This is a genomic window from Streptomyces sp. A0958 (genome assembly GCF_004795035.1).
GTDB lineage: Bacteria > Actinomycetota > Actinomycetes > Streptomycetales > Streptomycetaceae > Streptomyces.
Genome location: NZ_SSBK01000019.1, coordinates 40,699 through 66,862, shown reverse-complemented (window position 1 = coordinate 66,862; position 26,164 = coordinate 40,699). Strand labels below are relative to the sequence as shown.

Here is a 26,164-nt window from a genome sequence, read left to right as displayed (position 1 = left end):
ACGGCGGGCGGGCGCACCTGACGCGGGCGGCGGGGACGCGTATTGTCGGAGGCCGTTGACATGAACCGAACGCCGGGAGGAGGGGAGCGTGCCCAGAATCGCCGAGGCCAGGGCGGGGGCCGAGCCCAGTTCGCCCCGCCAGCGCGCACGCCGTCAGAGCATCCTGAAGGCGGCGGCGGACCTCGCCGCCGCGACCGGCCTCGAACGGGTGCAGATGCACGAGGTGGCGAAGGGCGCGGGGGTGGCCATCGCCACCCTGTACCGGTACTTCCCGTCGAAGACCCACCTGTTCACCGCGCTGATGGCCGACCAGATCGAGGGGTTCGCGGCGCGGGTGCCCGAGCGCCCGGCGGGCGCCTCGCCCGAGGACGCCGTCTTCGAGACGCTGGGCAGCGCGACCCGCAACCTGCTGCGCAGGCCGACGCTCGCCACCGCGATGATCCAGTCGTCGAACGCCGCCCGCGCCTCGACCGTGCCGGACCTGGCCCGGATCGACTCGGGCTTCCTCGACCTGCTGCTGCGGGCCTGGGAGGTCGAGCAGCCCACGGAACACCACATCGCCCGGCTGCGGCTGCTGGTCCTGCTCTGGTACGGGGTCCTGCAGTCCCGGCTCAACGAACGGCTCACCCCTCAGGAGGCCGACGCCGATCTGCGGATGGCGTGCCGTCTGCTGCTCGCACCGGCCCCGGACGCGGACTGACCCGGCCCGCGCGGGTGCGCCGGCCGGGTCGGTGCGTCGGTTACGTGGGTGCGCCGGTTCAGCGGGGCTGCTGCGTGCCCGTCGTGTCGAGTCCGGCGACGCTGTAGGCGGCGTAGGTCCGGTACGGGTCGCGGCCCTCGAAGTAGGGCGTCAGCAGGCCGTCGAGCTCCGCCGGGGTGAAGGTACCGTCGGCGGCGGTGAACTTCTTCTCCACGGTGGGCGGGGCGAGCAGGGCGACCATGTCGCCGTAGACGACGAAGACCTGCCCGTTGATCCCGTCGGCGGCCGGTGACGCCAGGTGTGCGACGAGGGTGGCGACGCGCTCGGGGGCCATGATGTCCAGGCCGCCGGGCGTGGTGGCGCCCTCGCCGAAGGCGTCGGCGGTCATGGCGGTGCGGGCCCGGGGGCAGATGGCGTTGGCGCGCACCCCGTAGCGGGCCAGGCCCTGCGCGGTGGCCAGGGTCAGCGCGGTGATGCCGGCCTTGGCGGCGGAGTAGTTGGGCTGGCCGGGGGCGCCGAACAGGAAGGCCTCGGACGAGGTGTTGACGACCCGGCCGTAGACCGGGGTGCCGGACGCCTTGCTCGCGGCGCGCCAGTGCACGGCGGCGGCGCGGGAGAGACCGGCGTGCCCCTTGAGGTGGATGCGGATCACGTCGTCCCAGTCGGACTCGGTGAGGTTGAACAGCATCTTGTCGCGCAGCACGCCCGCGTTGTTGACGACGATGTCCAGGCCGCCGAAGGTCTCCACGGCGGCCTGCACCAGGCGGTCGCCCATCGACCAGTCCCCCACGTCCCCCGTCACGGCGACCGCGCCGCTGCCCAGCTCCTTGATCTCGGTGACCACGTCCTCGGCCGACGGGCCGACGTCGTTGACCACCACATTGGCCCCGAGCGCCGCCAGGGCCAGTGCCTCGGCGCGGCCGAGCCCCGCTCCGGCGCCGGTGACGACGGCGGTACGCCCCTCCAGGGTGTTCGCCGAGGGGGTGTTCGTCGCGCTCATGCTGCCTCTTTCCGGTGTTCCGTCGAGCCGGTGGATGGGGCGGCGCGGCCCCGGGGTTGCGGTCGGGGTGCGCCTTCGACGACGAAACTAGTATTGATTTCAGTTTCCGGTGCCGTCCTGTCCCGTTGAGCGGGCGAAGGCGACGCACACGGAGCCGAGTCCTTCGAAGTCGGCGCGGAACGCGTCGCCCGGGCGCACGTCGACCGCCGCGGTGCACGAGCCGGGCAGGACGACGTGTCCGGCTTCCAGCGTCACGCCGAAGGAGGCCACCTTGCGGGCCAGCCAGGCGACGGCCTCGGTGGGGTCCCCTAGCACGGCACTGGTGTTGCCCCGGGTGATCTCCTCGCCGTCCCGGTACAGCACGGCGGCGATGTCTGCGGGATTCAGGTCGGCCGGGCGGACGCGGGCGGCGCCGAGGAGCACCCCGGCGGAGGAGGCGTTGTCGGCGATGGTGTCGGCCAGCGCGATCCGCCAGTCCCTGATGCGGCTGTCGATGAGTTCGATGGCGGGGACGATGTACTCGGTTGCGGCCAGGACGTCGGCGGTGGTGCAGCTCTCGCCGGGCAGGCTCCGGCCGAGCACGTACCCGATCTCGACCTCGATCCGGGGGAAGCAGTAGCGGCCGGTGTCGACGGGGGTGTCCTCGCCGAGCACCATGTCGGAGAGCAGGTGGCCGTAGTCGGGTTCGTCCACGCCCATCATCCGCTGCATGACCTTCGAGGACAGGCCGACCTTGTGTCCGTGGACGGTACGCCCCTGAGCGAGTTGTCTGCGGATGTTGATGAGCTGGATCTCGTAGGCGTCGGCCGCGTCGATGTCCGGGTAGGCGGCGGTCAGCGGCTCGACGGGGGTCCGCTCGCGCTGGGCGGTCCACAGCCGGTCGGCGGCCTCGGCGCGCTGTGCGGTCTCAAGCATCGGGGGTCTCCTCAAGAGCGGTTGCGGCGGGGGCGAAGCGGGCCCGCCCGCCGGTCAGGACCCTGCGGTCGCCGGTGGACGCCTCGAAGAGCACCGCCGCGCCCCCGGGGGTTTGGTCGCCCTCGGTGGCGTCCCAGCCCCGCACGTCGAGCCGGTCGCCGGGGAAGACGGGGGCGGCGAACCGGGCGTCCAGCTCCACCAGGTCGGCGGGGTGCGCGCCGAGCCGGCCGGCCAGGGGCAGCAGGCTCGCGGCGAGGGTGCACAGCCCGTGCAGGAAGGGCCGGGGCACTCCGGCGGCCTTCGCCGCCCGCGGGTCGATGTGCATGGCGTGCCGGTCGCCTAGGAGCCGGTAGAGCGCCGCCTGCCGGGAGTGGGTGGCGGCGGTCGCGGTGTGCTCGGCGACATGGTCGGGGCGGCGCGGCGCCGCCGGGCCGCGTGCGCCGCCGAAGCCTCCGGCGCCGGGGGCGAAGAGTGACCAGGTGGCCGTGAAGTGCGCGCAGTCCACCTCCACGTCGAAGACGGCGGCCGAGCCCTTGTCCCACACCCGGGAGACCCGGGCGGTGGCGGTCAGCTCCCCGTCCGGCTCCAACGGCCGGTGGACGACGAGGCGTTGGCTGCCGTGCACGGCGGTGGTGGTGTCGAAGGCACCGAGAGCGCCGAGTGCGTCGGGCGCCCACTGGGCCAGGGTCAGGGCGAAGGTGGGCAGCACCCGCAGGCGTTCCTCGTACACGAGGTCGAGGCGGTCGGCGGGGGCCCCGACGGCGAGTGCGTACAGGATCGCGTCCCGCGCGGTCCAGGAGACGGTACGGGTGCCGAGCGCGCGGCCCTGCCACGGTGAGGCGGTCATCGGTCGGCCCCCAGGATCAGCCCGCTGGTGGGGACTCCGGTGCCTGCGGTGACCATGACGTGGTCGGCCCGGTCGGGCTGGTTGACCGAGGTGCCCCGGATCAGCCGGACGCCCTCCGCGATGCCGTTCATGCCGTGCAGGTACGCCTCGCCGAGCTGCCCGCCGTGGGTGTTGAAGGGCAGGGAGCCGCCGAGTTCGAGGTGGCCGTCCGCGATGAAGTCCTTGGCCTCGCCGCGCTGGCAGAAGCCCAGTTCCTCCAGCTGGGGAAGGACCAGCGGGGTGAAGTGGTCGTAGAGCACGGCCGCGTCGATGTCGCCGGGGCCGAGACCGCTCTGCCCGTACAACTGGCGGCCCACCAGGCCCATTTCGGGGATGCCGGTGATGGTGGGGCGGTAGTAGCTGGTCATCATGTGCTGGTCGGCGCCGAGTCCCTGGGCGGCCGAGCGGATGACGGCCGGGGGGCGGGGCAGGTCACGGGCGCGTTCGGCGGAGACGATCACGAGGGCCTGGCCGCCGTCGGTCTCCTGGCAGCAGTCCAGCAGCCGCAGCGGTTCGGCGATCCAGCGGGAGTCGCGGTGGTCCTGGAGGGTGATGGGGCGTCCGTGGAACCAGGCGGCCGGGTTGTTCGCGGCGTGCTTGCGGTCGACCACGGCAACCCGGCCGAAGTCGTCGGTGGTGGCCCCGTACTCGTGGAGGTAGCGGCGGGCGAACATGGCCACCCACTGGGCCGGGGTGCTCAGCCCGAACGGTGTCATCCAGGCGTAGGCGGCCCGGTCCGCCGTGGTGTCCATGGGCCGGTCGGCCTGCCCGAGCCCGTAGCGCTCGCCGGAACGTTCGTTGAACGCCCGGTAGCAGACGACCACTTCGGCGGCCCCGGTGGCGACCGCCATGGCCGCCTGCTGCACGGTCGCGCAGGCGGCGCCGCCGCCGTAGCCGATGCGGGAGAAGAACGTCAGCTCGCCCATCCCGGTGTTCCGCGCCACGTGGATCTCGGAGTTGGTCTCGGCGGTGAAGGTGACGAGCCCGTCGACGTCGGCGGGGGTCAGCCCCGCGTCGTCCAGGGCGGCGAGCACCGCCTCGCAGGCGAGCCGGAGTTCGCTGCGGCCGGAGTTCTTGGAGAACTCGGTGGCGCCGATCCCGGCCACGGCGGCGGTCCCCGACAGGGGAGTCCTGCTCATCGGCCCTCCCCCGGCAGTTGTACCGACACACTGCCGGTGACGTGGGCGCCCAGGCTGTTGGTGCCCCGGACGGCGATCTCGACGTGGCGGTCGGTGTCGGACTTCCCGGTGACGGTGCCGGTGAGCACCATCGTGTCGCCGGGGTGGTTGGGGGCGCCGAGCCGGATGCGGATGGCCTTGACGACGGCGGCGGGGCCGGCCCAGCCGGTGACGTACCGGTCGACCAGTCCGTTGCTGGTCAGGATGTTCATGAAGATGTCCTTCGAGCCGCGTTCCCGGGCGAGCGCCGGGTCGTGGTGCACGTCCTGGAAGTCGCGGCTCGCGAGCGCGGTGGCGACGATCAGGGTGCGCGTGACGGGGACGGCCAGCTCGGGAAGCACCTCCCCGACGGCCACCTCGTCGTACGTACGGGTGGGCGGGAGCGCGGTGTCCGGCTGCGGGGTCATGCGGTCACCACCCCGCCGGTCAGCAGGGCACCCAGGTGGTCAAGGCCGGCGCCCGCCCCGCCCAGGGTGGTGGAGATCTGCTTGCCCCACAGGAAGTGGCGGTGCACCGGGTAGTCGGAGTCGACGCCGATGCCGCCGTGCACGTGCTGCACCCGGTGGACGGTGTTCAGTCCCCCTTCGGCGGCCCACCACTTGGCGACGAGCGCGGCCCGGTCCGCCGCGAGGGCGTCGAACGGCTCGGCCAGCGCGTCCACGGCGTGCCACAGCGTGACCCGCATGGCCTCGATGTCGATGTAGCAGTCGGCGAGCTGGTGCTGCACGGCCTGGAAGGTGGCGAGCGGGCGGCCGAACTGCTCGCGCTCGCGCAGGTGGCCGGCCGCGTGGCCGAGTGCCCCGTCCGCGACCCCGGCCTGGACGGCGGCCAGGGCGAGCCAGGCGTGCCGGACGAGCCGGCCGCAGACCTCGTCGCCCGGTGTGCCGACGGCCTCGGCGGGGGCGCCGTCGAGGGTGAGGTGGGCGCTCATGTCGTGGCTGGTGGTCTCGGCGTACTCCCAGCTCACCCCGGGGGCGTCGGCGGCGACCAGGAAGACGCCGGGGCCGGCGCCCGCCGTCGCGGTGACCAGGACGTGGGCCGCGCCGGCGGGTGCGGGCACCACGGCCTTGACGCCGGTGAGCCGCCAGCCGGTCCCGTCCTCGGCCGCGGCGGTGCGGGGCGCGAGCGGACCGGACGGGCCGAACTCCTCCAGAGCCACGGTGAGCCGCGCGCTGCCGTCCGCCAGGCCCGGCAGCAGGGCCGACCGCTGCTCGGCCGTGCCGTGGGCGGCGACGGTGAGCGCGCCCGTCAGCGCGGGCCACAGCGGGACCGGGGCCACCCGCCGGCCCTGTTCCCGGAGCAGGACGCAGAGGCCGGCCATGCCGAGCCCGGCGCCGCCGTCGCGCTCGGGAAGCACGGCGGCGAGCAGTCCGGCCGAGGCGAGGTCCGCCCACAGCCGCTCGTCCACGCGGGCCGGGGAGCACTCGACCTCGCGCAGCCGCTCGGGCGTGGCGTGGTCGGTGAGGATCTCCCGGGCCAGGTCACGCACCGCTTCGAACTCTTCTCCCAGGGAGAAATCCATCAGGGCGCCTCCGTCGGGGCGGGCCGGAACACCGGCAGGGTCAGATCGGGGTCGGCGTCGAGCCAGTCGAGGACGACGGGCATGCCGATGGTGACGTCCTCGGGGGCGACACCGGTCAGGTTGGTGATGAGCCGGGTGCCCTCGGCGAGTGCGACGACGGCGACGAGGTACGGGGTGTCGAACGCCGGGTGCTTCGGGTGGTGGTTGACGACGAAGCTGTACACCTCGCCCCGGCCGCCCGCCTCGACGGTGTCCCACTCCGGCGACCCGCACGCGGGGCAGCAGGGGCCCGGCGGGTGGCGCGGCAGGGAGCAGTCGGCGCAGCGCTGGATGAGCAGCCGGTGGTGCTCGGCGCCCTCGAAGAAGAAGGCGTTGTCCCGGTTGACGGCGGGCCGCGGGCGCAGGGCGGGCGGGGGTGCGGGGGCCTCCTCCGCCTTCGGCGGGCAAAACCTCAGGGTGCGCCAGCGCTGGGTGGCGACGGTCTCGCCGTCGCCGTCGGTGTAGGTCTTCACGGTGGTGACGAAGCGTCCGGGCCCCAGCCCGGTCCGCTTCTCCGCCGAGATGGACTCGACGCTCTCGCTGACGGCGATGTGGTCCCCCGGCACCAGCTCCCGCAGGAAGGTGAACTCGGAGTCGGTGGCCACCACGGAGGTGTAGCCGCCCTCGTCCAGCAGGGCCACCAGCGCCCCGAAGCCGTCTTCGCCGCCCGGTGGGCTCGCGGTGGCCGCGTATCCGCGCATCGTCCACGCCTGGACCATCGAGGCGGGTGCCACCACCCCCCGACGGCCGGTGGCGCGGGCCGCGCCGGCGTCCGTGTACACCGGGTTGGTGTCGCCCATCGCCTCCGCCCAGTGGCGGATCATCGGCTGGTTGACGGGGTCCTGGCCCGGGGTGCGGGGGCGCAGTTGGCGCCCGGTGAAGGCCTGGAGCCGTTCCTCGTAATCCGCTCGCCGCCCGTCGCCGCTCATGCGCCACGCCCCGCGCGCGGCAGCCCGAGCCCCTGGGTGGCGACCATGTCGCGCAGCACCTCGTTGACGCCGCCGCCGAAGGTGTTCACGATGCCCTGGCGGGAGAGCTGTTCGACCTGGCCGGCGAGGGCCGCGCCCGGTGATTCGGGCCGGATGCGGCCGGCCGCGCCGAGGATCTGGGTCAGGCCGCGCTGGACGTCGATGTGGGTCTCGGTGCCGTAGACCTTGGCGGCGCCCGCGTCGGCGCCGGTCAGGGTGTGGTCGGCGACGGCGGCGGTCATCTTCCAGTTCAGCAGCCGCATCGCCTCCAGCCGGGCGTACGTGCGGGCGAACTCCGCCCGCACCCAGGGGATGTCGGCCGTACCGTTCTCCCGGGCCAGATCGAGGACCCGTTCCCACAGCTGGATCATGCGGCCGCCGAGGGCGGCGAGGCCGATGCGTTCGTGGTTGAGCTGGGCGGTGATCAGCCGCCAGCCGCCGTCCACCTCACCGACCACGTCACCGGCGGGGACGCGTACGCCGCTGTAGTACGTCGCGGTGACGGTCATCCCGCCGACGGTACGGATCGGGCTCCAGGAGAAGCCGTCGTCCGAGGTCGGCACGATCAGGATGGAGATGCCCTTGTGCTTGGGCGCGTCCGGGTCGGTGCGGGCGGCGAGCCACACGTAGTCGGCGGTGTTGGCGCCGCTGGTGAAGATCTTGCTGCCGTCGACCACGTACGCGTCGCCGTCCCGGACCGCACGCGTGGTCAGCGAGGCGAGGTCGGTGCCGGCCCCGGGTTCCGTGTAGCCGATCGCGAAGACGATGTCGCCGGAGAGGATGCCGGGCAGGAACCGCTTGCGGTGCTCCTCGGAGCCGTGCGCCATCAGGGTCGGGCCGACGGTGTTGACGGTCACGAACGGGAAGGGGAGACCGGCTCGTTGGACCTCGTCGAAGAAGACGTACTGGTCCTCGGCGGACCGGCCCTGGCCGCCGTACTCGGTGGGCCAGCCGAGCCCCAGCCAGCCGTCGGAGCCGAGCCGTTTGACGACCTCGCGGAAGCGGTCGCCGCCCACGCCCTCCTCACCGACGCGGCGGCGCTCCTCCTCGGGCATCAGTCCCGCGAAGTACGCCCGCAGTTCCCGCCGCAGCTCCTGGTGCGCGGCGCTCTCGCGCAGTTGCATGTGTGGTTCTCCTCGGTTGTCGCCGGGCGGCAGGGGTTCGGGCGGGTCAGGGCAGGAAGCGCCCGCGCCCGTTGGCCAGGAACTCGCCGCGCAGCGCGGCCTTGTCGTCGTCGGTCATCAGCTCGTACGCGGGCCGGCCGCGGCCCGCCCAGCGGTACACCGGGTCGTCGGTGCGCCAGCCCTCCAGTTGCATCTCCTTCTTGCGGAGCTTGTTGGAGCCGGTGGTGGGCAGGGCGTGCGAGACGCGGACGAACCGGGGTACGCCCTTGCTGCCCAGGTCCTCCTGGCCGGACAGGAAGCCGGGCAGGTCCAGGTCCTCGAAGCGGGTGTGGCCGGGGAGTTCGAGGGCGGCCATGACCTGGTCGCCGGAGCGCGGGTCGGGCACGCCGAAGACTCCGGCGGCCACCACGTCCCGGTGCCTGCGCAGGACGCGTTCGGTGAGCAGGGCGGAGGTGTTCTCGCCGTCGACGCGTATCCAGTCGCCGGAGCGGCCGGCGAAGTAGAAGTAGCCGGCCTCGTCCACGTAACCGAGGTCGCCGGTCCAGTACCAGCCGTGCCGGACGCGTTCGGCGTTGGCCGCCTCGTTGTTGTAGTAGCCCTCGAAGCGGGCGGCGCCCTCGGTGTCCACGATCTCGCCGATGGCCTCCTCCGGGTTGCGCACCCGGCCGTAGGAGTCGAGCACGGCGGGCGGGCAGGTCTCCCGGGTGGCGGGGTGGACGATGCGGACGCCGGGCCGGGCGGGCATGCCGAGCGCGCCCGTGGGCGCTTCGGGGACCCGCTTGAGCATGCCGGCGCCCTCGCTGGAGCCGTAGCCCTCGACCAGGCGGCAGCCGAAGCGGTCCAGGAAGCGGGTCGCGTCCTCGGGGGACGCCTCGGTGCCGAACGCGTGGGTGAGTCGGTTGTCGGCGTCCTCGGCGGTCTCGGGGCGGGCCAGGATGTAGCCGATGGCCTTGCCGACGTACGTGAAGAAGGTGGCCCCGAAGTGGCGGACGTCGGGGAGGAATCCGGAGGCGGAGAACTTCGGCGTGAGGGCGATGGTGGCGCCGGCGCTGAGGGCGGGGGCCCACAGCGCCATCAGCGCGTTGCCGTGGAACAGCGGCATCGGGCAGTAGCAGGTGTCCGCACGGGTGATGTCGTACTTGGCACTGTTGGCGGCGCCCAGCGCGGCGAGCCTGCCCTGCGAGCAGATCGCCGCCTTGGAGGTGCCGGTGGTGCCCGAGGTGAGCAGCAGCAGCATCGGCGTGGTGGCGGTGGCACCGGGTGCGGCGGTCACGGGCCGGTGGACGGGCGGGGCGGGGCGCTCCCGGTACTCCGGAGCGTCGACCACGAGGTACCGGTCGCGGTCCACGCCGACGTCGAGCCCGTCCAGCAGGGCGAGGCCCGCCCGGTCGGTGACGATCATCGCGCAGTCGGTGTGCCGTACCTCCCGCTCCAGTTCGGCGCCGCGCCGGGTCGGGTTGATTCCGACGACGGCCGCGCCGGCCAGCGCGGCGGCGCCCAGCCAGAAGACGTACTCGGGCACGTTGTCCAGGAGTACGCCGATGTGGAAGGGCCCGTCGGTGCGCAGTTCCCGGGCCAGGGCGGCCCGGGCCGCGCTCTCCTGGACCACCTCGTCCCAGGTCCAGGACCGCTCACGGGTCAGCAGGCCCGGGTGGTCGTCCCCGGCCCGGGCGAGCAGCAGGTCGGCGATCGTCTCGTGTGGCAATGTCGGTCCCTCTCACCCGGTGGACGGGTCTGCCGTTGGTACGCGGACGGGGCGCGGGGCGCGCGGGGTGTCGTGCGGTGGTGGCGCCGGAAGGGGCGCGGGGCGCGGGCCGGGTGGTCCCGGAGGCGCGGGCCGGGCGTGCGGCGGGGGTCCGCTGGCCGGTCCGGCGCCTCCGGGCGGCGGTCTGCCCGCCCGTCGGCCGGACCCCGGTCCGCGCCGCGCCGGTGGCGACGCTAGCCGCGGCCGGGGCGGCCTCGCGGGGGCGGTCCCGCTGACCGGGAGACGGTCCGGGCCCCGGGTCAGCCGAAGTTGGCCTGGCCGCCGTCGAGCGGGATCGTGGCGCCCGTCAGATAGCGGGCGCCCGGGCCGCACAGCATCGCCACGGCCCGGCCGATGTCCTGCTCGCAGTCGCCCACGTATCCCAGCGGGATGGACGCGCAGAACTCGGCGGCCTCCTCGGGATGGGCCTCCTGCCAGCCCGCGTAGGCGGGTGAGGTGGCGTGCGGGGCGATGGCGTTGACCCGGATTCCGTCGCGGCCCCACTCGTTGGCGGCGGCCCGGGTCAGGGAGCGGAGCGCGGACTTGGCGGCCGCGTACGCCCCGTACGTGCTCAGGTCCCAGCGGACCATGGCGGAGGTGACGAGGTTGACGATCGTGCCGCCGCCGTCGCGTTTCAGGTGCGGGTGCGCGGCCTTCATCAGGGCGAACGCCGCGAACGGTCCGCTGTCGAAGCCCCGCCGGAACTGTTCGTCGCTCAGTGACAGGAGCGGGCCGTAGCAGCCGGTGTAGGCGTTGTTGACGAGGATGTCGATCCGGCCGAAGCGCTCGGCCACGGCATCGACCGCGGCGGGGAGGCGTTCGGTGTCGAGGACGTCGAGCACGAAGGGTTCGGCCGTCGCCCCGCGTTCGCGCAGCAGCGCGCAGGTCGTGTCCAGCTTGCCCGCGGTCCGTCCGAGGACGGCGACCGAGGCTCCGTCGGCGGCGAGGGCGAGGGCGATGCCCTGCCCGACGCCCTGGCCGGCCCCGGTGACGACCGCTACCTTGCCGTCGAGGTGTCCCATCGTTCCCGCCCCCTCAGCTCGGCCTGGGCAGGTGCTTGGCGATGAACAGCCCCTCGGCGGTGACGCAGGCGCTGCCGCCGGCGGTGATCTCGCCGACCGTGCGGATGCGCCGGCCGTCCACCGAGACCTGCCGCCCGGTGACGGCCAGCGGCTCGAACAGCGGGGTGGGCCGCAGATAGCGCAGGGTCAGTTCGGCGGTCATCCCGGAGGTGCCGCCCCAGTGGTTGGCGACCCCCAGCGTGTGGTCGAGGAGGAGCGCCGATATGCCGCCGTGCACATGGCCGGGCGGGCCCTGGTAGGGCAGGCCGAGCGTGACGACGCCTTCGACGGAGCCGTCGTCCAGGCCGCGCAGGCTGAGCGGGGGCGCGAGGGCGTTCTCCGGACCGGTGACGGGGTCGTGCCGGGTGACGCCCTCGCCGCGCCACATCTCGGCGAGGCGCCGGCTCAGGGCGGGTGCCCGCTCGGTGAGCCCGTCCGCGACGGCGTCGAGCCGGCCGGCGATCTCCTCCATGTCGGCGCCGGTCCCGTCCCCGGCGTGCAGCAGGGCGTCGATCACCCGGCGGGCCGCCGCCACGGCGGCGTCGACGCCGTCCTTGTGGGGTTCGGCGACCAGTCGGGGACCTTCGGTGGGCGCGGTGGGCCGCGCCGGGCTGTCGCTCATCACGCGGTCACCGTCGCCGTCGCGTGGGTGAGCACGGGCACGCCGTCTCGTTCGGGGCAGGACGCGTGCAGCACGAGCCGTTCGGTGCCGTCGGCGGACGGGCCCTCGCGCCATACGGAGGTGGTGAGGGACTCGCCGGGGACGAGGGGGCCGGAGAAGCGCACGGCGAGGCCGGTGAGCCGGGCGGGGTCTCCGTCCAGGACGCCGTCGACGAGGGCCTTGCAGACCATGCCGTACGAGGCGAGGCCGTGCAGGATCGGCCGGTCGAGCCCGGCCGAGCGGGCGAACTCCGGGTCGGCGTGCAGGGGGTTGAGGTCGCCGTTGAGCCGGTACCACAGGGCCTGCTGGGGTGTGGTGGTGGAGGTGACGACGGCGTCGGCCGGGCGGTTCGGGGGTGTCACCCGCTCCTCCTCGGGGCCGGGGTCCTGGCTGAAGCCGCCCTCGCCGCGCGCCCAGACCCGCGTGGTGGACGTCCACAGCGGTTCGTCAGCGGGGCCGGTCGCGGCGGTCTCCAGGACGATGAGGGCCGCCTTGCCCTTGTCCCAGACCTCGGCCACGCGCGAGGTGAGCGTCGCGGTGCCGGAGGCGGGCAGCGGCCGGTGGACCCGGAGCCCCTGGCCTGCGTGCAGGACTGCGCGCAGGTCGATGTCGATGCCGGGCAGGTGGAAGCCGGGTGGTTCCGCCTCGCCGGCGGAGATCCCGGAGCCGGCCACCACGGCGAAGGTCGGCAGCACGGTGAGGCCGTTCTCGTAGGTCAGGTGGAGCTCGGGGCCGGTGGCCGGGTCGGCGCCGGCGCCGAGGCTCAGGTGGTAGAGGAGGACGTCACGGGTGGTCCAGTGGATCTCGCGGACGGCGGGGTCCGCGGTCAGCGCCTTGTCGCGGTCGACGGGCATGTCAGCCTTTCCGGGTGGGCTCGGGGTCGCGGGGCAGGCCGAGCATGCGCTCGCCGATGATGTTCAGCTGGACCTCCGTCGTACCGCCCGCGATGGACAGGCAGCGCGAGTTGAGGAACATCCAGGTGGCGTCGTGGCGTTCGCCCTCGCCGCTGAGGGATGCGGTGCCCTGCCAGTCCATGCAGGTCTCCCAGACCCGCTGCTGGTGTTCGACGCCGAGCAGTTTGGCGACGGACGCCTCGGCCCCCGGCTGCTGCCCGGAGACGCTGCGCAGGGTGGTGCGCAGGGCGAGGACGGCGCCGGTCTGCGCGTCGCAGAGGTGGCCGCCGAGCGTGGTGAGCCGTTCGTCGTCGAGGCCGTCCGAGGCGGCGGCGGTCTCCAGAAGCGCTTCGGCGCCGGAGCCGACCGAGTCGTGGGACAGGGCGACGCGTTCGTTGGCGAGGGTGGTCCGGGCGAGCTTCCAGCCGTCGCCCGGGGAGGCGACGAGCAGGTCGTCGGGGATGAACACCCCGTCGAGGAAGACCTCGTTGAACTCGGCCTCGCCGGTGATCTGCCGCAGCGGCCGGATGTCGATGCCGGGGCTCGTCATGTCGAGGAGGAAGTAGGAGATCCCCTTGTGCTTGGGCACGTCGGTGTCGGTACGGGCGAGCAGGACGCCCCAGTGGGCGTCGAGGGCCATGGAGGTCCACACCTTCTGCCCGGTGACGCGCCAGCCGCCGTCCACCTTCTCGGCGCGGGTGGTGAGCCCGGCCAGGTCGGAGCCGGCGCCCGGTTCGCTGAACAGCTGGCACCACACGAGGTCGCCGCGCAGGCTCGGGGCGAGGAACCGCTCCTGCTGGGCCGGGTCGCCGTGGGCGATGAGGGTGGGCACCACCCAGCCGCCGATGATCATGTCGACCGGGGTGAGTCCGGCGGCCGCCAGTTCCTCGGCGATGACCAGCTGCGTCACCGGGCCCGCCCCCTTGCCCCAGGGCGCCGGCAGATGGGGCGCGGTGTAGCCGTGGGAGGCGAGGTGGTCAGTACGCTCCTTGCCCTCCAGCGCCTCGGCCGCCCGGAGTTCGGTGCGGATGCCCTCGCGTTCGGCCTCGGCCTCCGGCGGCAGCTCCACGCCGAGCCTGCGGCGGACCCCGTCCAGGACGAGGGCGGCGACGCGGCGGCGCCAGGCGGCGGACGGGCCGAGCGTGATGCGCAGGGTCTGGGACCGGCGCAGTGCGAGGTGCGCCTCGTGCTCCCAGGTGAAGCCGATGCCGCCGAGCACCTGGATGCAGTCCTTCGCCACGTCGAAGGCGGCGTCGACGGCGACCGCCGCGGCGACGGCGGCGGCCAGCGATCCCTCGCGGGGGTCGTCCGCGCCGCCGGGGCCGGCCGCGCGGGCGGCGTCCCAGGCGCAGGCGCGGGCCTGTTCGGCCTGGGCGAGCATGCGGGCGCAGCGGTGTTTGACGCCCTGGAAGAGGCCGATGGGGTGGCCGAACTGTTCACGGACCCGGGCGTAGGCGGCGGCGGTGGTGACGCAGTGGTCCGCGAGGCCGGCGGCCTCGGCGGCGCACAGGGTCGCGGCGAGGTCGCGGGGCGTCTGCGGGTCGAGCTCGAGCAGGTCGGCGGCCGGGACGGGCACGGACCGCACGGTGACGCGGGACGAGCGGCGGGTCAGGTCGTGGCTGCGGACGTCGGCGGTGTCGACGGCGGCCCGGGGCAGGACCAGCCAGGTGGTGGTGGTGCCGTCGGAGACGGGCAGGACGAACACGTCGGCGAGGTGGCCGCCGACGACGAGCCCCGAGGTGCCGGTGACCGTGACCGTGCCGTCGGCGGCGCGGGCCAGGGCGAGGGTGCCGGCGTCGAGCCCGACCGCGCCGAGCGTGGTGCCGGCGGCGAGCGGGGCGAGGTGGGTGCGGTGTCCGGCGGCGTGCAGGACGGCCGATGCGAGGGTCGTCGGCAGGAAGGGCCCGGGGGCGGTGGCGCGGCCCAGTTCCTCGGTGACGACGGCGAGTTCGACGAGCCCGTAGCCGGCGCCGCCGTCCTCCTCGGGCAGGTGCAGCCCGAGCAGGCCCTGTGCGGCGAGGCCGCTCCAGTGGGCGGGCAGGGTCTCCTTGTCGGCGTCGGCCGCGGCCCGGAGGGTGTCCTCGGTGATGTGGCGGGTGGCGAAGGCGCGCACGGCGTCGCGCAGGTCGAGGTGCTCCTCGGTGAGTCCGATGGTCATGGCGCGCCCCTCAGATGCGTTCGATGACGGTGGCGGTCGCGTGCGCGCCGCCGGCGCACATGGTGACCAGCGCGGTGGACTTGCCCGTGCGCTCCAGTTCGTGCAGGGCCTGGGTGATCAGCCGGGCACCGGTGGAGCCGACGGCGTGTCCGAGCGCGATGGCGCCGCCGTTGACGTTGACCTTGTCCAGGTCGGCCTTGTGGACCTGGGCCCAGGACAGGACGACGGAGGCGAACGCCTCGTTGATCTCGACGAGGTCGATGTCGGCGAGCGTCATGCCGGCGGTGCGCAGGACCCGTTCGGTCGCGGCGATGGGGCCGTCGAGGTGGTAGTACGGGTCGGAGCCGACCATGGCGGAGGCGACGATCCGGGCGCGCGGGCGCAGCCCTTCGCGGGCGGCGCGTTCCCGGCTCATCAGGAGGACGGCGGCGGCGCCGTCGCTGATCTGCGAGGAGTTCCCCGCGGTGTGGATGCCGTCGGGCAGGACCGGTCGGAGCGCGGCCAGGGCCTCGGGGGTGGTGTCGCGCAGCCCCTGGTCGCGGGTGACGGACACGGTCGCGCCGGTTGCGCCTTCGGGGCCGAGGGCGGGTGCCTGGATCTCGATGATCTGCCCGTCGAAGCGTCCTTCGGCCCAGGCGCGGGCGGCCTTCTGCTGGGAGGCGAGGCCCAGGGCGTCGGCGTCGGCCCTGGTGATGCCCCGGTTGCGGGCGATGCGTTCGGCGGCCGTGAACTGGTCGGGCATGTCCAGGGTCCAGCTCTCCGGGACCGGGGAGCCGTTGTCGGGGGTGAGCGCGGCGCCGAGGAAGACGCGGCTCATGGACTCGACGCCGCAGCCGATGCCCGTCTCGATGGCGCCGGAGGCGATGAGGCCCGCGACGAGGTGGACGGCCTGCTGGGAGGAGCCGCAGGCGCAGTCGATGGTGGTGCAGGCGGTGGTCTGCGGGAGTCCGGTGTGCAGCCAGGCGTTGCGGGTGACGTTGTTGGACTGCTCACCGGCCTGGGTGACGCAGCCGCCGACGACCTGTTCGACGGTGTCCGGTGCGACGCCGGCGCGCTCCACCAGGCCCTTCTGGGCGAGCCCGAGGAGCTGCGCCGGGTGGAGCCCGGCCAGGACGCCGCGGCGCCGGCCGACCGGTGTGCGCGCGGCTTCGACGATGACGGCCTCGGTCATGGCTCTCCGTAGGTGTGAGGGGCCCGTGGGGGGCCGGGGACACTGGGGATTGAAAACTAGAATTCATTCTCGAAACTGGCAAGGGGCAGTCCCGCTCAGTGGCCGGGCCCGCTTGGGCCCCGGCGTCAGATGTGCGATCTGCCGTCGGACAGGGCGGCGGACTGTAGGCGCGGCCGGTGCCGGGGCGCGGGCCCGGTCCCACCGACCGGGACGGGCCGCCGGCGGGCCTCCGGCACCGGGTACCGGTCAGTGGGACTCCCCGCCCGCGCGCCGGACTCCGGGCCTAGCGTCCGGAACCTGGAGACCAAGGGTCCTCGAAGGGGATGAGAGCAACGTGAGCGCAGTCGAGTCGGCACACGACGACGTCAGGGCCATCGAGGCCACGGCGGCACCCACCCGTTTCGCACGCGGCTGGCACTGCCTGGGCCTGTCGGAGAAGTACAAGGACGGCAAGCCGCACGCGGTGCGGGCCTTCGGGCAGAAGCTCGTGGTGTTCCAGGCGGGCGACGGCACCCTCAACGTCCTGGATGCCCACTGCCGCCACATGGGCGGCGACCTCTCGCAGGGCACCGTCAAGGGCGACGAGGTCGCCTGCCCGTTCCACGACTGGCGCTGGGGCGGCGACGGCCGCTGCAAGCAGATCCCGTACTCCAAGCGGGTGCCGCTGCGGGCCCGCACGGCGGCCTGGCGGACCCTGGACCAGGACGGGATGCTCTTCGTCTGGAACGACCCGGAGGGCAACCCGCCCCCCGACGACGTGCGCATCCCCCGCATCGAGGGCGCGACGAGCCAGGAGTGGACCGACTGGCTCTGGTACGAGACCGTCGTCGACGCCAACTGCCGCGAAGTCGTGGACAACGTGGTGGACATGGCCCACTTCTTCTACGTCCACTACTCCTTCCCGACGTACTTCAAGAACGTCTTCGAGGGGCACACCGCCACCCAGCGCATGCGCGCCACCGGCCGCCCCGACGCCCGCCCCCAGGAGGACGGCAAGCGGCAGAAGACGATCGGCAGCACCTCGGTCGCCTCGTACCACGGCCCGTCGTTCATGATCGACGACCTCACGTACCACTACGAGACCGGTGACGTGGACTGCGTCCTGATCAACTGCCACTACCCCGTCGACGCGAACCGGTTCGTCCTCCAGTACGGGATCACCGTGCAGCGCTCACCCGCCATGCAGGGCGAGGCGGCCGACCAACTCGCATCCGGAATGGCGCAGTTCATCAAGCTCGGGTTCGAGCAGGACATCGAGATCTGGAAGAACAAGGCGCGCATCGACAACCCGCTGCTCTGCGAGGAGGACGGCCCGGTCTACCAGCTGCGCCGCTGGTACGAGCAGTTCTACGTGGACGTCGCCGATGTGCGTCCGGAGATGACCGACCGCTTCGAGTTCGAGCTGGACACCACCCGGCCCGTCGAGGCGTGGCAGAAGGAGGTCGAGGCGAACCTCGCCCGCAGGGCCGCCGCCGCGGGAGGGCCGGCCTGATGCGCGTCGACAACCGGCTCGCCGACGGCACCCCGATGCGACCGCTGGCCTGTGAGCGGTGCGCCGCGCGGGTCCTGGTGCGCAAGAGCAGCTGGCAGCAGACGAGCGTGCAGTGGGACGCCCCGGCCATGGCCGCCTGCGCGGAACGCGATACGGCGGCCACGGCCTTCGAGGGCTGCGGCGCGCTGCGCGAGACGATCCGCGAGGCGGCGCTGTACGGCGCGATCGAGGTCGTGGACAGCTGACGGCGGCGCGGGGATACTCCGCCGGCTCCCAGGCGCGGAGCAGGCGGAGTATCCCCGCGTCCAGCGTCACATCGGCCGACAGCGGCTCGGGCGCGCCGAGGGCGAGTTGGGCGGCATAGGCGGTGCACCGAGCTCTCCTGGACCCGGTGCCGGGCCACCAGGGCATCGCGCTCCCGCGGTGCCGCCACGGCCGGGCGTACGGCCACGGCCCCGGCCGGCGGCTCGTCGGCGGGCCCCGCACCGACGACGCCCGCCGCCACCCGCTGCCGCGCGGCGGGTCCGCCGCGCGGCCGGGCACCGCTCAGGCGGCCGGGCCGGGCGGGGTGAAGGCGGCCAGTGGTTCGGAGCCGGACCAGTCGTGGCCCCAGTAGCTGTCGGCGGTGATCTCCTCGGCGGTGTAGTGCCGTTCGTCCACGAGCATGCCCTCGCAGCCGTACTCGATGTCCCAGCCGCCGGGGGCACGCACGTAGAACGACACCATCTTGTCGTTGGTGTGCCGGCCCAGCGTGGAGGACAGCGAGAAGCCGTGCTCGGCGACGTTGTCGAGGGCGCGGCCGACCGCGTCCAGGGTGTCCGCCTCGACCATCAGATGGACGAGGCCGGGCGCCTCGCCGTGCGGGGCGGGGCAGACGGCGAGGCTGTGGTGGCGCTGGTTGACGCCCATGAAGCGGACCCGGCGGGACGACGAACCGCCGCCGAGACGCATCGCGCCGCGCGGCAGGAAGCCGAGCACCTCGGTGTAGAAGGCGATCGTCTCGTCCGCGCTGGTGGTGGGCAGGACGATGTGGCCCATGCCCTGCGCGCCGGTGACGAACCGCTGGCCGAGCCCGGTCAGGACGGGGCTGTGGTCGAGGATCGGGGCGTGGAACACCTCGACGGTCACCCCGGCGGGGTCGGCGAAGGTGATGGCCTCCTCCACGCCCCGGTCGTCGGCCTCCTCCCGGTCGAGCGGCTTGACCGCCGTACCGGAGGCCTCGACGGCGCGGCCGACGGCGGCGAGCGCGAACCGGTCGCGCACCTCCCAGCCGACGGACAGCACCCGGTCGGTGTCGCCGGGCAGGACGACGAGCCGGGAGCGGCGTTCGTCCATGCGCAGGTACAGGCCGTCCGGGTCGGGTCCGGAGCCCACGGCGAAGCCGAGGGCGTCTACGGCGAGTTCGCGCCAGCGGTCGATGTCACGGGACTGGACCCGGAGATACCCGAGTCCTCGGATCTGTGTCATGGGTCTTCCTCTCTGAACGGGCGTGCTGCGGGCCGGAACCTCAGATCATCGAGCGCATCGGCCCTTGCGGCGGCTCGACGCCGATCTCGGTGAGGGCCGAGGCGTGGAAGACCGAGCCGGGCACATGGATGGCGTGCGCGAGCCCCGTGTGCGCGTCGCGCCAGAACCGCTGGATCGGGTTGTCCAGGCGCATCGCGTTGCCTCCGGAGCGGGCGACGATCTCGTCCACCGCGCGGACCGCCCGCCAGGCGGCGGCGGCCTGGGTTCGCCGGCCGACGGCGCGCCGTTCGAAGCTGATCTCCTGGCCGGCCGCGACGGCGTCGTACATCTGGCAGACGTTGTCCAGCAGCGCCGAGCGGGAGGCCGCGATCTCGGCCGCCGCGTCGCTGATGGCGTAGAGGACGTACGGGTCGTCCCGCACGGCCTGGCCGGTGATCTGGACCCGGGTGCGCTGGTAGTCGAGGTGGTGGGCGAGGGCGCCTTCGCAGATGCCGATCACTGCGGCGGTGATGCCGAGCGGGAAGGCGGCCGAGAAGGGCAGCCGGTAGGCGGGGTTGGTCAGCCCGGACTCGGCGGCCAGGGAGCCGTCGACCACCTTGGCGTACTCGATGACGCGGTGGGCGGGCACGAAGGCGTCCTTGACGACGACGTCCTTGCTGCCGGTGCCGCGCAGCCCGACCACGTCCCAGGAGTCGTCCACGATCTCGTAGTCGGCGCGCGGCAGGATGACGTGCACGGACTGCGGAGGGCTGAGCCGGTTGCCCTCGGCGTCGGCGAGGAAGCCGCCGAGGAAGATCCACCGGCAGTGGTCGGTGCCGGAGGAGAACTGCCAGCGGCCGTTGAAGACGTAGCCGCCGTCGACGGGCCTGAGCAGGCCCATCGGTGCGTAGGGGGACGCGATCCAGGTGTCGGGGTCCTCGCCCCAGATCTCCTCCTGCACGCGGGGGTCGGCCATCGCCATCTCCCACGGGTGGACGCCGACGACCCCGGCGACCCAGCCGGTCGCGCCGTCGCAGGAGGCGATCCTCATGACGGTCTCGGCGAACTCGCGCGGGTGCAGTTCGAGGCCGCCGTACGTCTTCGGCTGGAGCATGCGGATCGCGCCGACGTCCCGCAGGATCTTCGCCGCCTGGTCGTCCAGCCTGCCGAGCGCCTCGTTGGCGGGGCCGAGCGCGCGGATCTCGTCGGCGCGCTGCTCTACGGCTTCGAGTACCGGATTGGACATGGCTGTTCTCACTTTCCGGAAGAGTGTTCGGCGGCGGCCGGCCGGTTCTTCGCCGCGAGGGCGACCGCGATCTCGATGAGCTGGTCCTCCTGGCCGCCGACGAGCTTGCGGCGGCCCGCCTCCATCAGGATCTCGGCGCCGGACACCTGGTAGGTGGCCGCCTGCCAGGCGGCGTGCTTCAGGAAGCTGGAGTAGACCCCGGCGTAGCCCATCGTCAGGGAGAGGCGGTCGAGCAGGCACTCGCCGTCCATGACGGGCCGGACCACGTCCTCGGCCGCGTCGATGATCTTCAGTACGTCGATGCCGGTACGGATGCCCAGCTTCTCCGCGACGGCGGCGAACCCCTCGACGGGCGTGTTGCCGGCGCCCGCGCCGAACCGTCGGGTCGAGCCGTCGATCTGGGTGGCTCCGGCACGTACCGCGAGGACCGAGTTGGCCACGCCGAGGCCCAGGTTCTCGTGCCCGTGGAAGCCGACCTGGGCGTCGGTGCCGAGTTCGGCGACGAGGGCGGCGATGCGGTCGCTGGTCTCCTCCATGACGAGGGCGCCCGCGGAGTCGACCACGTACACGCACTGGCAGCCGGCGTCGGCCATGATGCGCGCCTGGCGGGCCAGGGCCTCGGGCGGGCTGCTGTGCGACATCATCAGGAACCCGACGGTCTCCAGGCCGAGTTCGCGGGCCAGACCGAAGTGCTGGACGGAGATGTCGGCCTCGGTGCAGTGGGTGGCGATGCGGCAGATCGCGGCGCCGTTGTCGGCGGCCTCGCGGATGTCGTCCTGGAGGCCGAGGCCGGGCAGCATCAGGAAGGCGATCCTCGCCCGGCGCGCGGTCTTCACCGCGGCCTTGATGAGTTCCTGCTCGGGGGTGTGGCTGAAGCCGTAGTTGAAGGAGGACCCGCCGAGGCCGTCGCCGTGGGTGACCTCGATGACGGGTACGCCCGCGTCGTCCAGGGCGGCGACGATGGAGGTGACGTGGTCGACGGTGAACTGGTGCTGCTTGGCGTGCGAGCCGTCCCTCAGGGACGAGTCGGTGACACGGATGTCCGGGTCGGGGCTGTAGGGCATGACGCGTGTACTCCTCGGTGAGCGGGGGTCAGGCACCGGCGCGGCGGGCGGAGATCCGCTGGGCGAAGCCCTCGCCGACCCGGGTGGCGGCGGCGGTCATGATGTCGAGGTTCCCGGAGTACGGCGGCAGGAAGTCGCCCGCGCCCTCCACCTCGATGAGGACGGCGACCCGGGCGAGGCCGCCGCTGACCGCGGTGGGCCCGTCGAACTGCGGCTCGGCGCGCAGCCGGTAGCCGGGTACGTACGCGGCGACGCGGGCGACCGTCTCGTGGACGGAGGCGGTGACGGCGTCCCGGTCGACGTCGGCGGGGACGGCGCAGAAGACGGTGTCCTGCATCAGCATCGGCGGCTCGGCCGGGTTGAGGATGATGATGGCCTTGCCCTTGGCGGCTCCGCCGATCGTCTCGATGCCCCGGCCCGTGGTGAGGGTGAACTCGTCGATGTTGGCACGTGTTCCGGGCCCGGCGGACGGGGAGGCGACGCTCGCGACGATCTCCGCGTACGGGACGTCGGTGATCCGGGAGACGGCGTGCACGATCGGGATGGTGGCCTGTCCCCCGCAGGTGATGAGGGAGACGTTCGGCGCGTCGAGGTGGTCGCCGAGGTTGACGGCGGGCACGACCGCCGGGCCGATCGCGGCGGGCGTCAGGTCGATGGCCTGGATGCCGAGCGCGGCGTACTTGGGCGCGTTGGCCCGGTGGACGTACGCGGACGTGGCCTCGAAGACCAGGTCGGGGCGCTCCTGGCCGTCCAGCAGGGCGTCGATGCCGTCGGCGCTCGCGTGCAGGCCGTGGTCGGCTGCGCGCTTGAGGCCGGGGCTCTCTGCGTCGATGCCGATCATCCAGCGCGGCTCGATGGTCTGCGAGCGCAGGAGTTTGTACATCAGGTCGGTGCCGATGTTGCCTGATCCGACGATCGCGGCGGTCGCCTTGGTCACGGTTCGAACCTCATCCGGGTCGAGTGGGTACGGGGGGCGGGCAGGGGGTGTGCGGTGATCAGCCGTCGTAGGTGATGTGCAGCCGGTCGCTGACCGGGCGGGCCTGACAGGCGAGGATCAGCCCGTCCGCGAGGTCCCGCGCGTCCAGGACGTCGTTGCGCTCCATGGCCACCTCGCCCTTGACGAGGACGCAGGCGCAGGCGCTGCAACTGCCCTCGCGGCAGGAGTACGGGGCGTCCAGGCCGGCCGCCAGCAGCACGTCCAGCAGCGGCGTGTCCTGCGGCCATTCGACGGTGCGGCGCTTCCCGTCCAGCTCCACCTCGGCGGTGCTGACGGGCCCGGAGGGCTGCGGTGCGGGTGTGCGCTGCGCGAATGGGTCGCCGGACAGGGAGGTGAACCGCTCCACGGTGATCATCCGGGCCGGCACGCCCAGGTCGGTGAGCGCGCCGGTGGCCAGGTCCATGAAGGGGCCGGGCCCGCAGACGAAGGCGGGCCGTCCGGCGTACGGACCGGCCAGTGACCGCAGACCGGATGCGGTGGGCCGGCCCTGGACGGACTCCAGCCAGTGCAGCACCGTGAGCCGGTCACCGAACTCCCCTGCCATGCGGGTCAGTTCGTCGCGGAAGATGACGGACCGCTCGTCGCGGTTGGCGTAGACCAGGGTGACGTGGCCGGTCCCCGCGTACAGGGCGGATGTGAGGATCGACATCACCGGGGTGATGCCGCTGCCCGCCGCGAGCAGCAGGAAGTCGGTGTCGAGCGAGTCGGGCGTGAAGGTGCCGGCGGGCCGCAGCACCTCCAGGGTGTCGCCCGCGGTGACGTGGTCGCAGATCCAGTGGGAGGCGTAGCCCCCGGCGGTGCGTTTGACGGTGACCTTCAAATGCCGGTCGCGCACCGGGGAGCTGCACAGGGAGTAGCAGCGGGCGGCTCCCCCGGGGCGTTCGGACGGCACCCGTACGGTGAGGAACTGGCCCGGCGCGTAGGCGAACGCGTCTCGGTGCTCGTCCGCCGGTTCCAGGACCAGGGAGTGGGCGTCGGCCGTCTCCCGGATCACCTCCACGACGCGCACGGTCAGCGGGGCCGGGCTCATGGCGTGCCTCCGGGGGCGCCGGCCGGGCGGGGCGCCGAGGCGGTGGCGGCGTGCCGGGCGGCGACGTAGCCGAAGACGATGGACGGGCCGATGGTGGCGCCCGGTCCGGCGTACTCGTTGGCCATCACGGAGGCGGAGGTGTTGCCGGTGGCGTACAGGCCGGCGATGGCCGTGCCGTCCTCGCGCAGCACCCGGCTGTGCTCGTCGCAGACCAGGCCGCCCTTGGTGCCGAGGTCCCCGACCTCGATGCGGACCGCGTAGTAGGGGGCCTTGTCGATCTCGTCCAGGTTGGGGTTCTTCAGCGTCGGATCGCCGTAGTAGCGGTCGTACGCGCTGTCGCCGCGCCCGAAGTCGGTGTCCTTGCCGGACCTGGCGAAGCCGTTGAACCGTTCGACGGTGGCGGTGAGCGCGTCCTCCGGCACGCCGATCTTCCGGGCCAGCTCCGCGACGGTGTCGGCACGGTGCACGGTGCCGTTCTCGTAGAACGCCTTGGGAAAGGGCACGCCGGGCAGGATCTGGGCGAACGGGTAGCGGGCGCGGGCCTTGGCGTCCATGACGAACCAGGCGGGGACGTGCCCGCCGGCGAGCTGGTCGTGGACGAAGTTCACGTACGGCGACGACTCGTTGGTGAAGCGGTGTCCGTTCCCGGAGACGATGACCGACGGGGGGATGCACCGCTCGGAGACGAGCGGGATGGTCGCGCCGGCCGGATGGTGCACGGACGGCATCCACCAGGCGTCGTCCATGAAGTCGAGGGCGGCGCCGAGTGCCTGGCCGGCGAGGATGCCGTCACCGACGTTCTCGACGGCGCCGGCGCTGTGGTCGTCGCGGCTGCCCTCGGGGAGGTACTTCTCGCGCATCTCCTGGTTGTGGTCGAACCCGCCGGTGGCCAGGAGCACTCCGTGCCGGGCGCCGACCCGGACGGTCCTGCCGTCCCGTTGGACGACGATGCCGGTGACCGTGCCGCCCTCGGTGACGAGTCCGGTCATCGGGGTGCGCAGCCAGAGGGGGATGCCCGCGTCCTTCAGCGCCATGCGCATCCTGGCGACCAGGGCCCGTCCGCCGGTGGCCATGTGGCGGCGGCGGATCATGTTGGAGGAGACCCGCCAGGCGGCGGTCAGGGAGGCCCGGCGTCCTCGCCAGGTCCGCTTGACCATGGCGAGGTCGCGGTAGTCCTTGGCGGTGATCCACAGCCCGAGCGGGCCCTTGAGGCTGTTGGGCCGCTGGTACTTCTCGTCCTCGCCGAGCTTGCGGGTGTCGAAGGGCAGTGCCTCGACGGACCGGCCGAGCGGGCGCCCGCCGTCGTACTCGGGGTGGTAGTCGGCGTATCCCCTGACCCAGAAGAACCGCATCCACCGGCTCCTGCCGAGCAGTTCCATCGCGGCCGGCCCCTGGTCGATGTAGGCGTCGAGGCGGGCGCCGGGCACCCGGTCCTCGGTGAGCCGGTCCAGGTAGCGGCGTACGGAGGCCCGGCTGTCGTCGTGGCCCTTGGCCCGCAGCGTCGGGTTGTTCGGTATCCAGATGCCGCCGCCGGAGATCGCGGTGGTGCCGCCGTACTTGGCGCCCTTCTCCACCACGAGGGTGGACAGGCCGCTGTCGGCCGCCGTCAGCGCGGCGGCCATGCCGCCTCCGCCGCTGCCGACCACGACGAAGTCGAACTCCTCGTCCCAGGCACCCTGGGCCGGGGCGCTCACGCCGCGTCCTCACGGGTGAGGAAGGCGAGCACCGTGCTCTCCCAGGCGGCCTTCTGCTCGATCATCACCCAGTGCCCGCAGTCGGGGAACACGTGCAACTCCGCGTCGGGAATGGTGCGCATCGGCAGGACCGCCATGTCGACCGGGCTGACCCGGTCGTCGCGGCCCCAGGTCAGCAGGGTCTTCGCGCGCAGCCGGTGGAGCATCGCCCAGTAGGGCGCGGCGTCCGACGCGGCAGCCGCGGCGGCCTGGGCGGCGAACGCCTCGGTGCCGTACATGCGGCGTGCGGCGGCCAGGGTCTCCGGGTCGGTGGCCTGCGCCCACCGCTCCGCGATCAGCTCCTCGGTCACCAGCGACCGGTCGTACACCATGGAGTTCAGCCAGCGGACCAGGCCCTCGCGGGTGGGGTGGTCGGTGAACTCGGAGAGCAGCTTGATGCCCTCGCCGGGCCCGGGGCTGAAGAGGTTGCGGCCGATACCGCCGATCGTCACGAGGCGCCGCACCCGTTCCGGCTGTGCGAGGGCGAACCGGGTGCCGATGATGCCGCCCATCGAGTTGCCGATGATGTCGACCCGGTCGAGCCCGAGCCCGTCCAGGAACCGGGTCACGGCCGAGGCGGCCGTCGCCATGGGGTGCCCGTCGGCCGGGTCGCTGACCCCGAACCCGGGGAATTCCAGGACGAGGCAGCGGAAGTGCTCGGCGAACGCCGCGAGGTTGTGCCGGTAGTTGCGCCAGCCCGTGACGCCGGGCCCCGAGCCGTGCAGCAGGAGTAGGGGCGGGCCGTCACCGGCCTCGTGGTAACGCAACACGCCTTGGTCGGTGGCGAGTTCGCGGAGTGTGGAGTCGTGGCTCAGCTCCGTCATCATCCCTGCCTCGGTCGAGCTCGGTGTCCGGTGGACCTGAAGGGCCCGAGGGCCCCGGGGCGGTCTTCGGCGCCGGGCGGCCCATGGGTGCCGTGTGAACGGTTCCTGGACGGTAACCACGGGGTACGGGGCCGCGCGGCGGACGTCTCGGTCAGCGGGATGCCCGTCGTCAGGCGGGCCCCGACCGCCCCCGGAACACCTTCCGGGGCGTCGTTCCACTGATCGGGAACGCGCTCCCGGCGGCCCGGAAGGCGGTCCTAGGGTCGGCCCCCTGCCCGGTCCCGGGCGGACCGCCCCGCCCCCGTCCCCCAG

The 26,164-nt window shown here is 73.3% G+C and carries 24 protein-coding genes; 3 read left to right on the top strand and 21 right to left on the bottom strand.

Going from position 1 to position 26,164, the window contains the following annotated elements:
* Positions 1-88: 88 nt before the first annotated feature.
* Entirely contained in the window at positions 89-700 is a 612-nt protein-coding gene (locus E6P78_RS19685; protein WP_206307849.1) for a TetR family transcriptional regulator, read from the top strand.
* Between the two features lie 58 nt (positions 701-758).
* On the opposite strand, the gene E6P78_RS19680 is transcribed toward E6P78_RS19685, so the two are convergent.
* The 14 genes from E6P78_RS19680 to E6P78_RS19615 form a co-directional block, all read right to left on the bottom strand.
* Positions 759-1,700 carry a 3-oxoacyl-ACP reductase gene (locus tag E6P78_RS19680; RefSeq protein ID WP_136204930.1) on the bottom strand — a complete coding sequence of 314 codons (942 nt, stop codon included), beginning with the start codon at positions 1,698-1,700 and terminating at the stop codon, positions 759-761.
* A gap of 99 nt (positions 1,701-1,799) precedes the next feature.
* Positions 1,800-2,615 carry a 2-keto-4-pentenoate hydratase gene (locus E6P78_RS19675; RefSeq protein WP_136204929.1) on the bottom strand — a complete coding sequence of 272 codons (816 nt, stop codon included), beginning with the start codon at positions 2,613-2,615 and terminating at the stop codon, positions 1,800-1,802.
* Complete coding sequence (locus tag E6P78_RS19670) at positions 2,608-3,462, bottom strand: MaoC/PaaZ C-terminal domain-containing protein (RefSeq protein ID WP_136204928.1); 855 nt, start codon at positions 3,460-3,462, stop codon at positions 2,608-2,610. Before E6P78_RS19670 ends, E6P78_RS19675 begins: the two co-directional genes overlap by 8 nt.
* On the bottom strand, positions 3,459-4,640 hold the full coding sequence (locus E6P78_RS19665; protein WP_136204927.1) for a lipid-transfer protein: 1,182 nt from the start codon (positions 4,638-4,640) through the stop codon (positions 3,459-3,461). Before E6P78_RS19665 ends, E6P78_RS19670 begins: the two co-directional genes overlap by 4 nt.
* The gene (locus E6P78_RS19660; RefSeq protein ID WP_136204926.1) at positions 4,637-5,086 is read right to left on the bottom strand and encodes a MaoC family dehydratase; all 450 of its coding nucleotides are present in this window, start codon (positions 5,084-5,086) and stop codon (positions 4,637-4,639) included. The genes E6P78_RS19665 and E6P78_RS19660 overlap by 4 nt, the downstream gene beginning before the upstream one ends.
* Positions 5,083-6,201: an acyl-CoA dehydrogenase gene (locus E6P78_RS19655; protein WP_136204925.1), complete on the bottom strand. Its 1,119-nt coding sequence runs from the start codon at positions 6,199-6,201 to the stop codon at positions 5,083-5,085. Before E6P78_RS19655 ends, E6P78_RS19660 begins: the two co-directional genes overlap by 4 nt.
* Entirely contained in the window at positions 6,201-7,169 is a 969-nt protein-coding gene (locus E6P78_RS19650) for a MaoC family dehydratase N-terminal domain-containing protein (protein WP_136204924.1), read from the bottom strand. Before E6P78_RS19650 ends, E6P78_RS19655 begins: the two co-directional genes overlap by 1 nt.
* Positions 7,166-8,332 carry an acyl-CoA dehydrogenase family protein gene (locus tag E6P78_RS19645; protein ID WP_136204923.1) on the bottom strand — a complete coding sequence of 389 codons (1,167 nt, stop codon included), beginning with the start codon at positions 8,330-8,332 and terminating at the stop codon, positions 7,166-7,168. The genes E6P78_RS19650 and E6P78_RS19645 overlap by 4 nt, the downstream gene beginning before the upstream one ends.
* A gap of 46 nt (positions 8,333-8,378) precedes the next feature.
* On the bottom strand, positions 8,379-10,037 hold the full coding sequence (locus E6P78_RS19640; RefSeq protein ID WP_136204922.1) for an AMP-binding protein: 1,659 nt from the start codon (positions 10,035-10,037) through the stop codon (positions 8,379-8,381).
* Between the two features lie 299 nt (positions 10,038-10,336).
* A complete protein-coding gene (locus tag E6P78_RS19635) occupies positions 10,337-11,098 on the bottom strand; it encodes an SDR family oxidoreductase (RefSeq protein ID WP_136204921.1) in 762 nt (253 codons plus the stop codon).
* Between the two features lie 13 nt (positions 11,099-11,111).
* The gene (locus E6P78_RS19630; RefSeq protein ID WP_136204920.1) at positions 11,112-11,759 is read right to left on the bottom strand and encodes a PaaI family thioesterase; all 648 of its coding nucleotides are present in this window, start codon (positions 11,757-11,759) and stop codon (positions 11,112-11,114) included.
* Positions 11,759-12,652 carry a MaoC/PaaZ C-terminal domain-containing protein gene (locus E6P78_RS19625; RefSeq protein ID WP_136204919.1) on the bottom strand — a complete coding sequence of 298 codons (894 nt, stop codon included), beginning with the start codon at positions 12,650-12,652 and terminating at the stop codon, positions 11,759-11,761. Before E6P78_RS19625 ends, E6P78_RS19630 begins: the two co-directional genes overlap by 1 nt.
* Position 12,653: 1 nt before the next feature.
* Positions 12,654-14,849: an acyl-CoA dehydrogenase gene (locus E6P78_RS19620; RefSeq protein ID WP_136204918.1), complete on the bottom strand. Its 2,196-nt coding sequence runs from the start codon at positions 14,847-14,849 to the stop codon at positions 12,654-12,656.
* A gap of 10 nt (positions 14,850-14,859) precedes the next feature.
* Positions 14,860-16,020, bottom strand: coding sequence for a steroid 3-ketoacyl-CoA thiolase (locus E6P78_RS19615; protein ID WP_136204917.1), 1,161 nt, complete (start codon positions 16,018-16,020; stop codon positions 14,860-14,862).
* Between the two features lie 334 nt (positions 16,021-16,354).
* On the opposite strand from E6P78_RS19615, the gene E6P78_RS19610 reads away from it, so the two are divergent.
* Together E6P78_RS19610 and E6P78_RS19605 are read left to right on the top strand one after the other, a co-directional pair.
* The gene (locus tag E6P78_RS19610; RefSeq protein WP_136204916.1) at positions 16,355-17,512 is read left to right on the top strand and encodes a Rieske 2Fe-2S domain-containing protein; all 1,158 of its coding nucleotides are present in this window, start codon (positions 16,355-16,357) and stop codon (positions 17,510-17,512) included.
* Complete coding sequence (locus E6P78_RS19605; RefSeq protein WP_168712651.1) at positions 17,512-17,757, top strand: ferredoxin; 246 nt, start codon at positions 17,512-17,514, stop codon at positions 17,755-17,757. The genes E6P78_RS19610 and E6P78_RS19605 overlap by 1 nt, the downstream gene beginning before the upstream one ends.
* Positions 17,758-18,058: 301 nt before the next feature.
* Here the strand turns inward: E6P78_RS19605 and E6P78_RS19600 are convergent, their stop codons facing one another.
* The 7 genes from E6P78_RS19600 to E6P78_RS19570 are packed head-to-tail and all read right to left on the bottom strand — an operon-like array spanning position 18,059 to position 25,855.
* Positions 18,059-18,979: a VOC family protein gene (locus E6P78_RS19600; protein WP_136204915.1), complete on the bottom strand. Its 921-nt coding sequence runs from the start codon at positions 18,977-18,979 to the stop codon at positions 18,059-18,061.
* Between the two features lie 40 nt (positions 18,980-19,019).
* Complete coding sequence (locus tag E6P78_RS19595) at positions 19,020-20,204, bottom strand: acyl-CoA dehydrogenase family protein (protein ID WP_136204914.1); 1,185 nt, start codon at positions 20,202-20,204, stop codon at positions 19,020-19,022.
* Between the two features lie 8 nt (positions 20,205-20,212).
* Complete coding sequence (dmpG, locus tag E6P78_RS19590; RefSeq protein WP_136204913.1) at positions 20,213-21,268, bottom strand: 4-hydroxy-2-oxovalerate aldolase; 1,056 nt, start codon at positions 21,266-21,268, stop codon at positions 20,213-20,215.
* Between the two features lie 28 nt (positions 21,269-21,296).
* A complete protein-coding gene (locus tag E6P78_RS19585; protein WP_136204912.1) occupies positions 21,297-22,205 on the bottom strand; it encodes an acetaldehyde dehydrogenase (acetylating) in 909 nt (302 codons plus the stop codon).
* 58 nt (positions 22,206-22,263) lie between these two features.
* Positions 22,264-23,295 (bottom strand): ferredoxin--NADP reductase, encoded by a 1,032-nt coding sequence (locus E6P78_RS19580; protein ID WP_136204911.1) that lies wholly within the window; start codon positions 23,293-23,295, stop codon positions 22,264-22,266.
* Complete coding sequence (locus E6P78_RS19575; RefSeq protein ID WP_136204910.1) at positions 23,292-24,989, bottom strand: FAD-binding protein; 1,698 nt, start codon at positions 24,987-24,989, stop codon at positions 23,292-23,294. The genes E6P78_RS19580 and E6P78_RS19575 overlap by 4 nt, the downstream gene beginning before the upstream one ends.
* Positions 24,986-25,855: an alpha/beta fold hydrolase gene (locus E6P78_RS19570; protein ID WP_136204909.1), complete on the bottom strand. Its 870-nt coding sequence runs from the start codon at positions 25,853-25,855 to the stop codon at positions 24,986-24,988. The genes E6P78_RS19575 and E6P78_RS19570 overlap by 4 nt, the downstream gene beginning before the upstream one ends.
* Positions 25,856-26,164 lie beyond the last annotated feature (309 nt).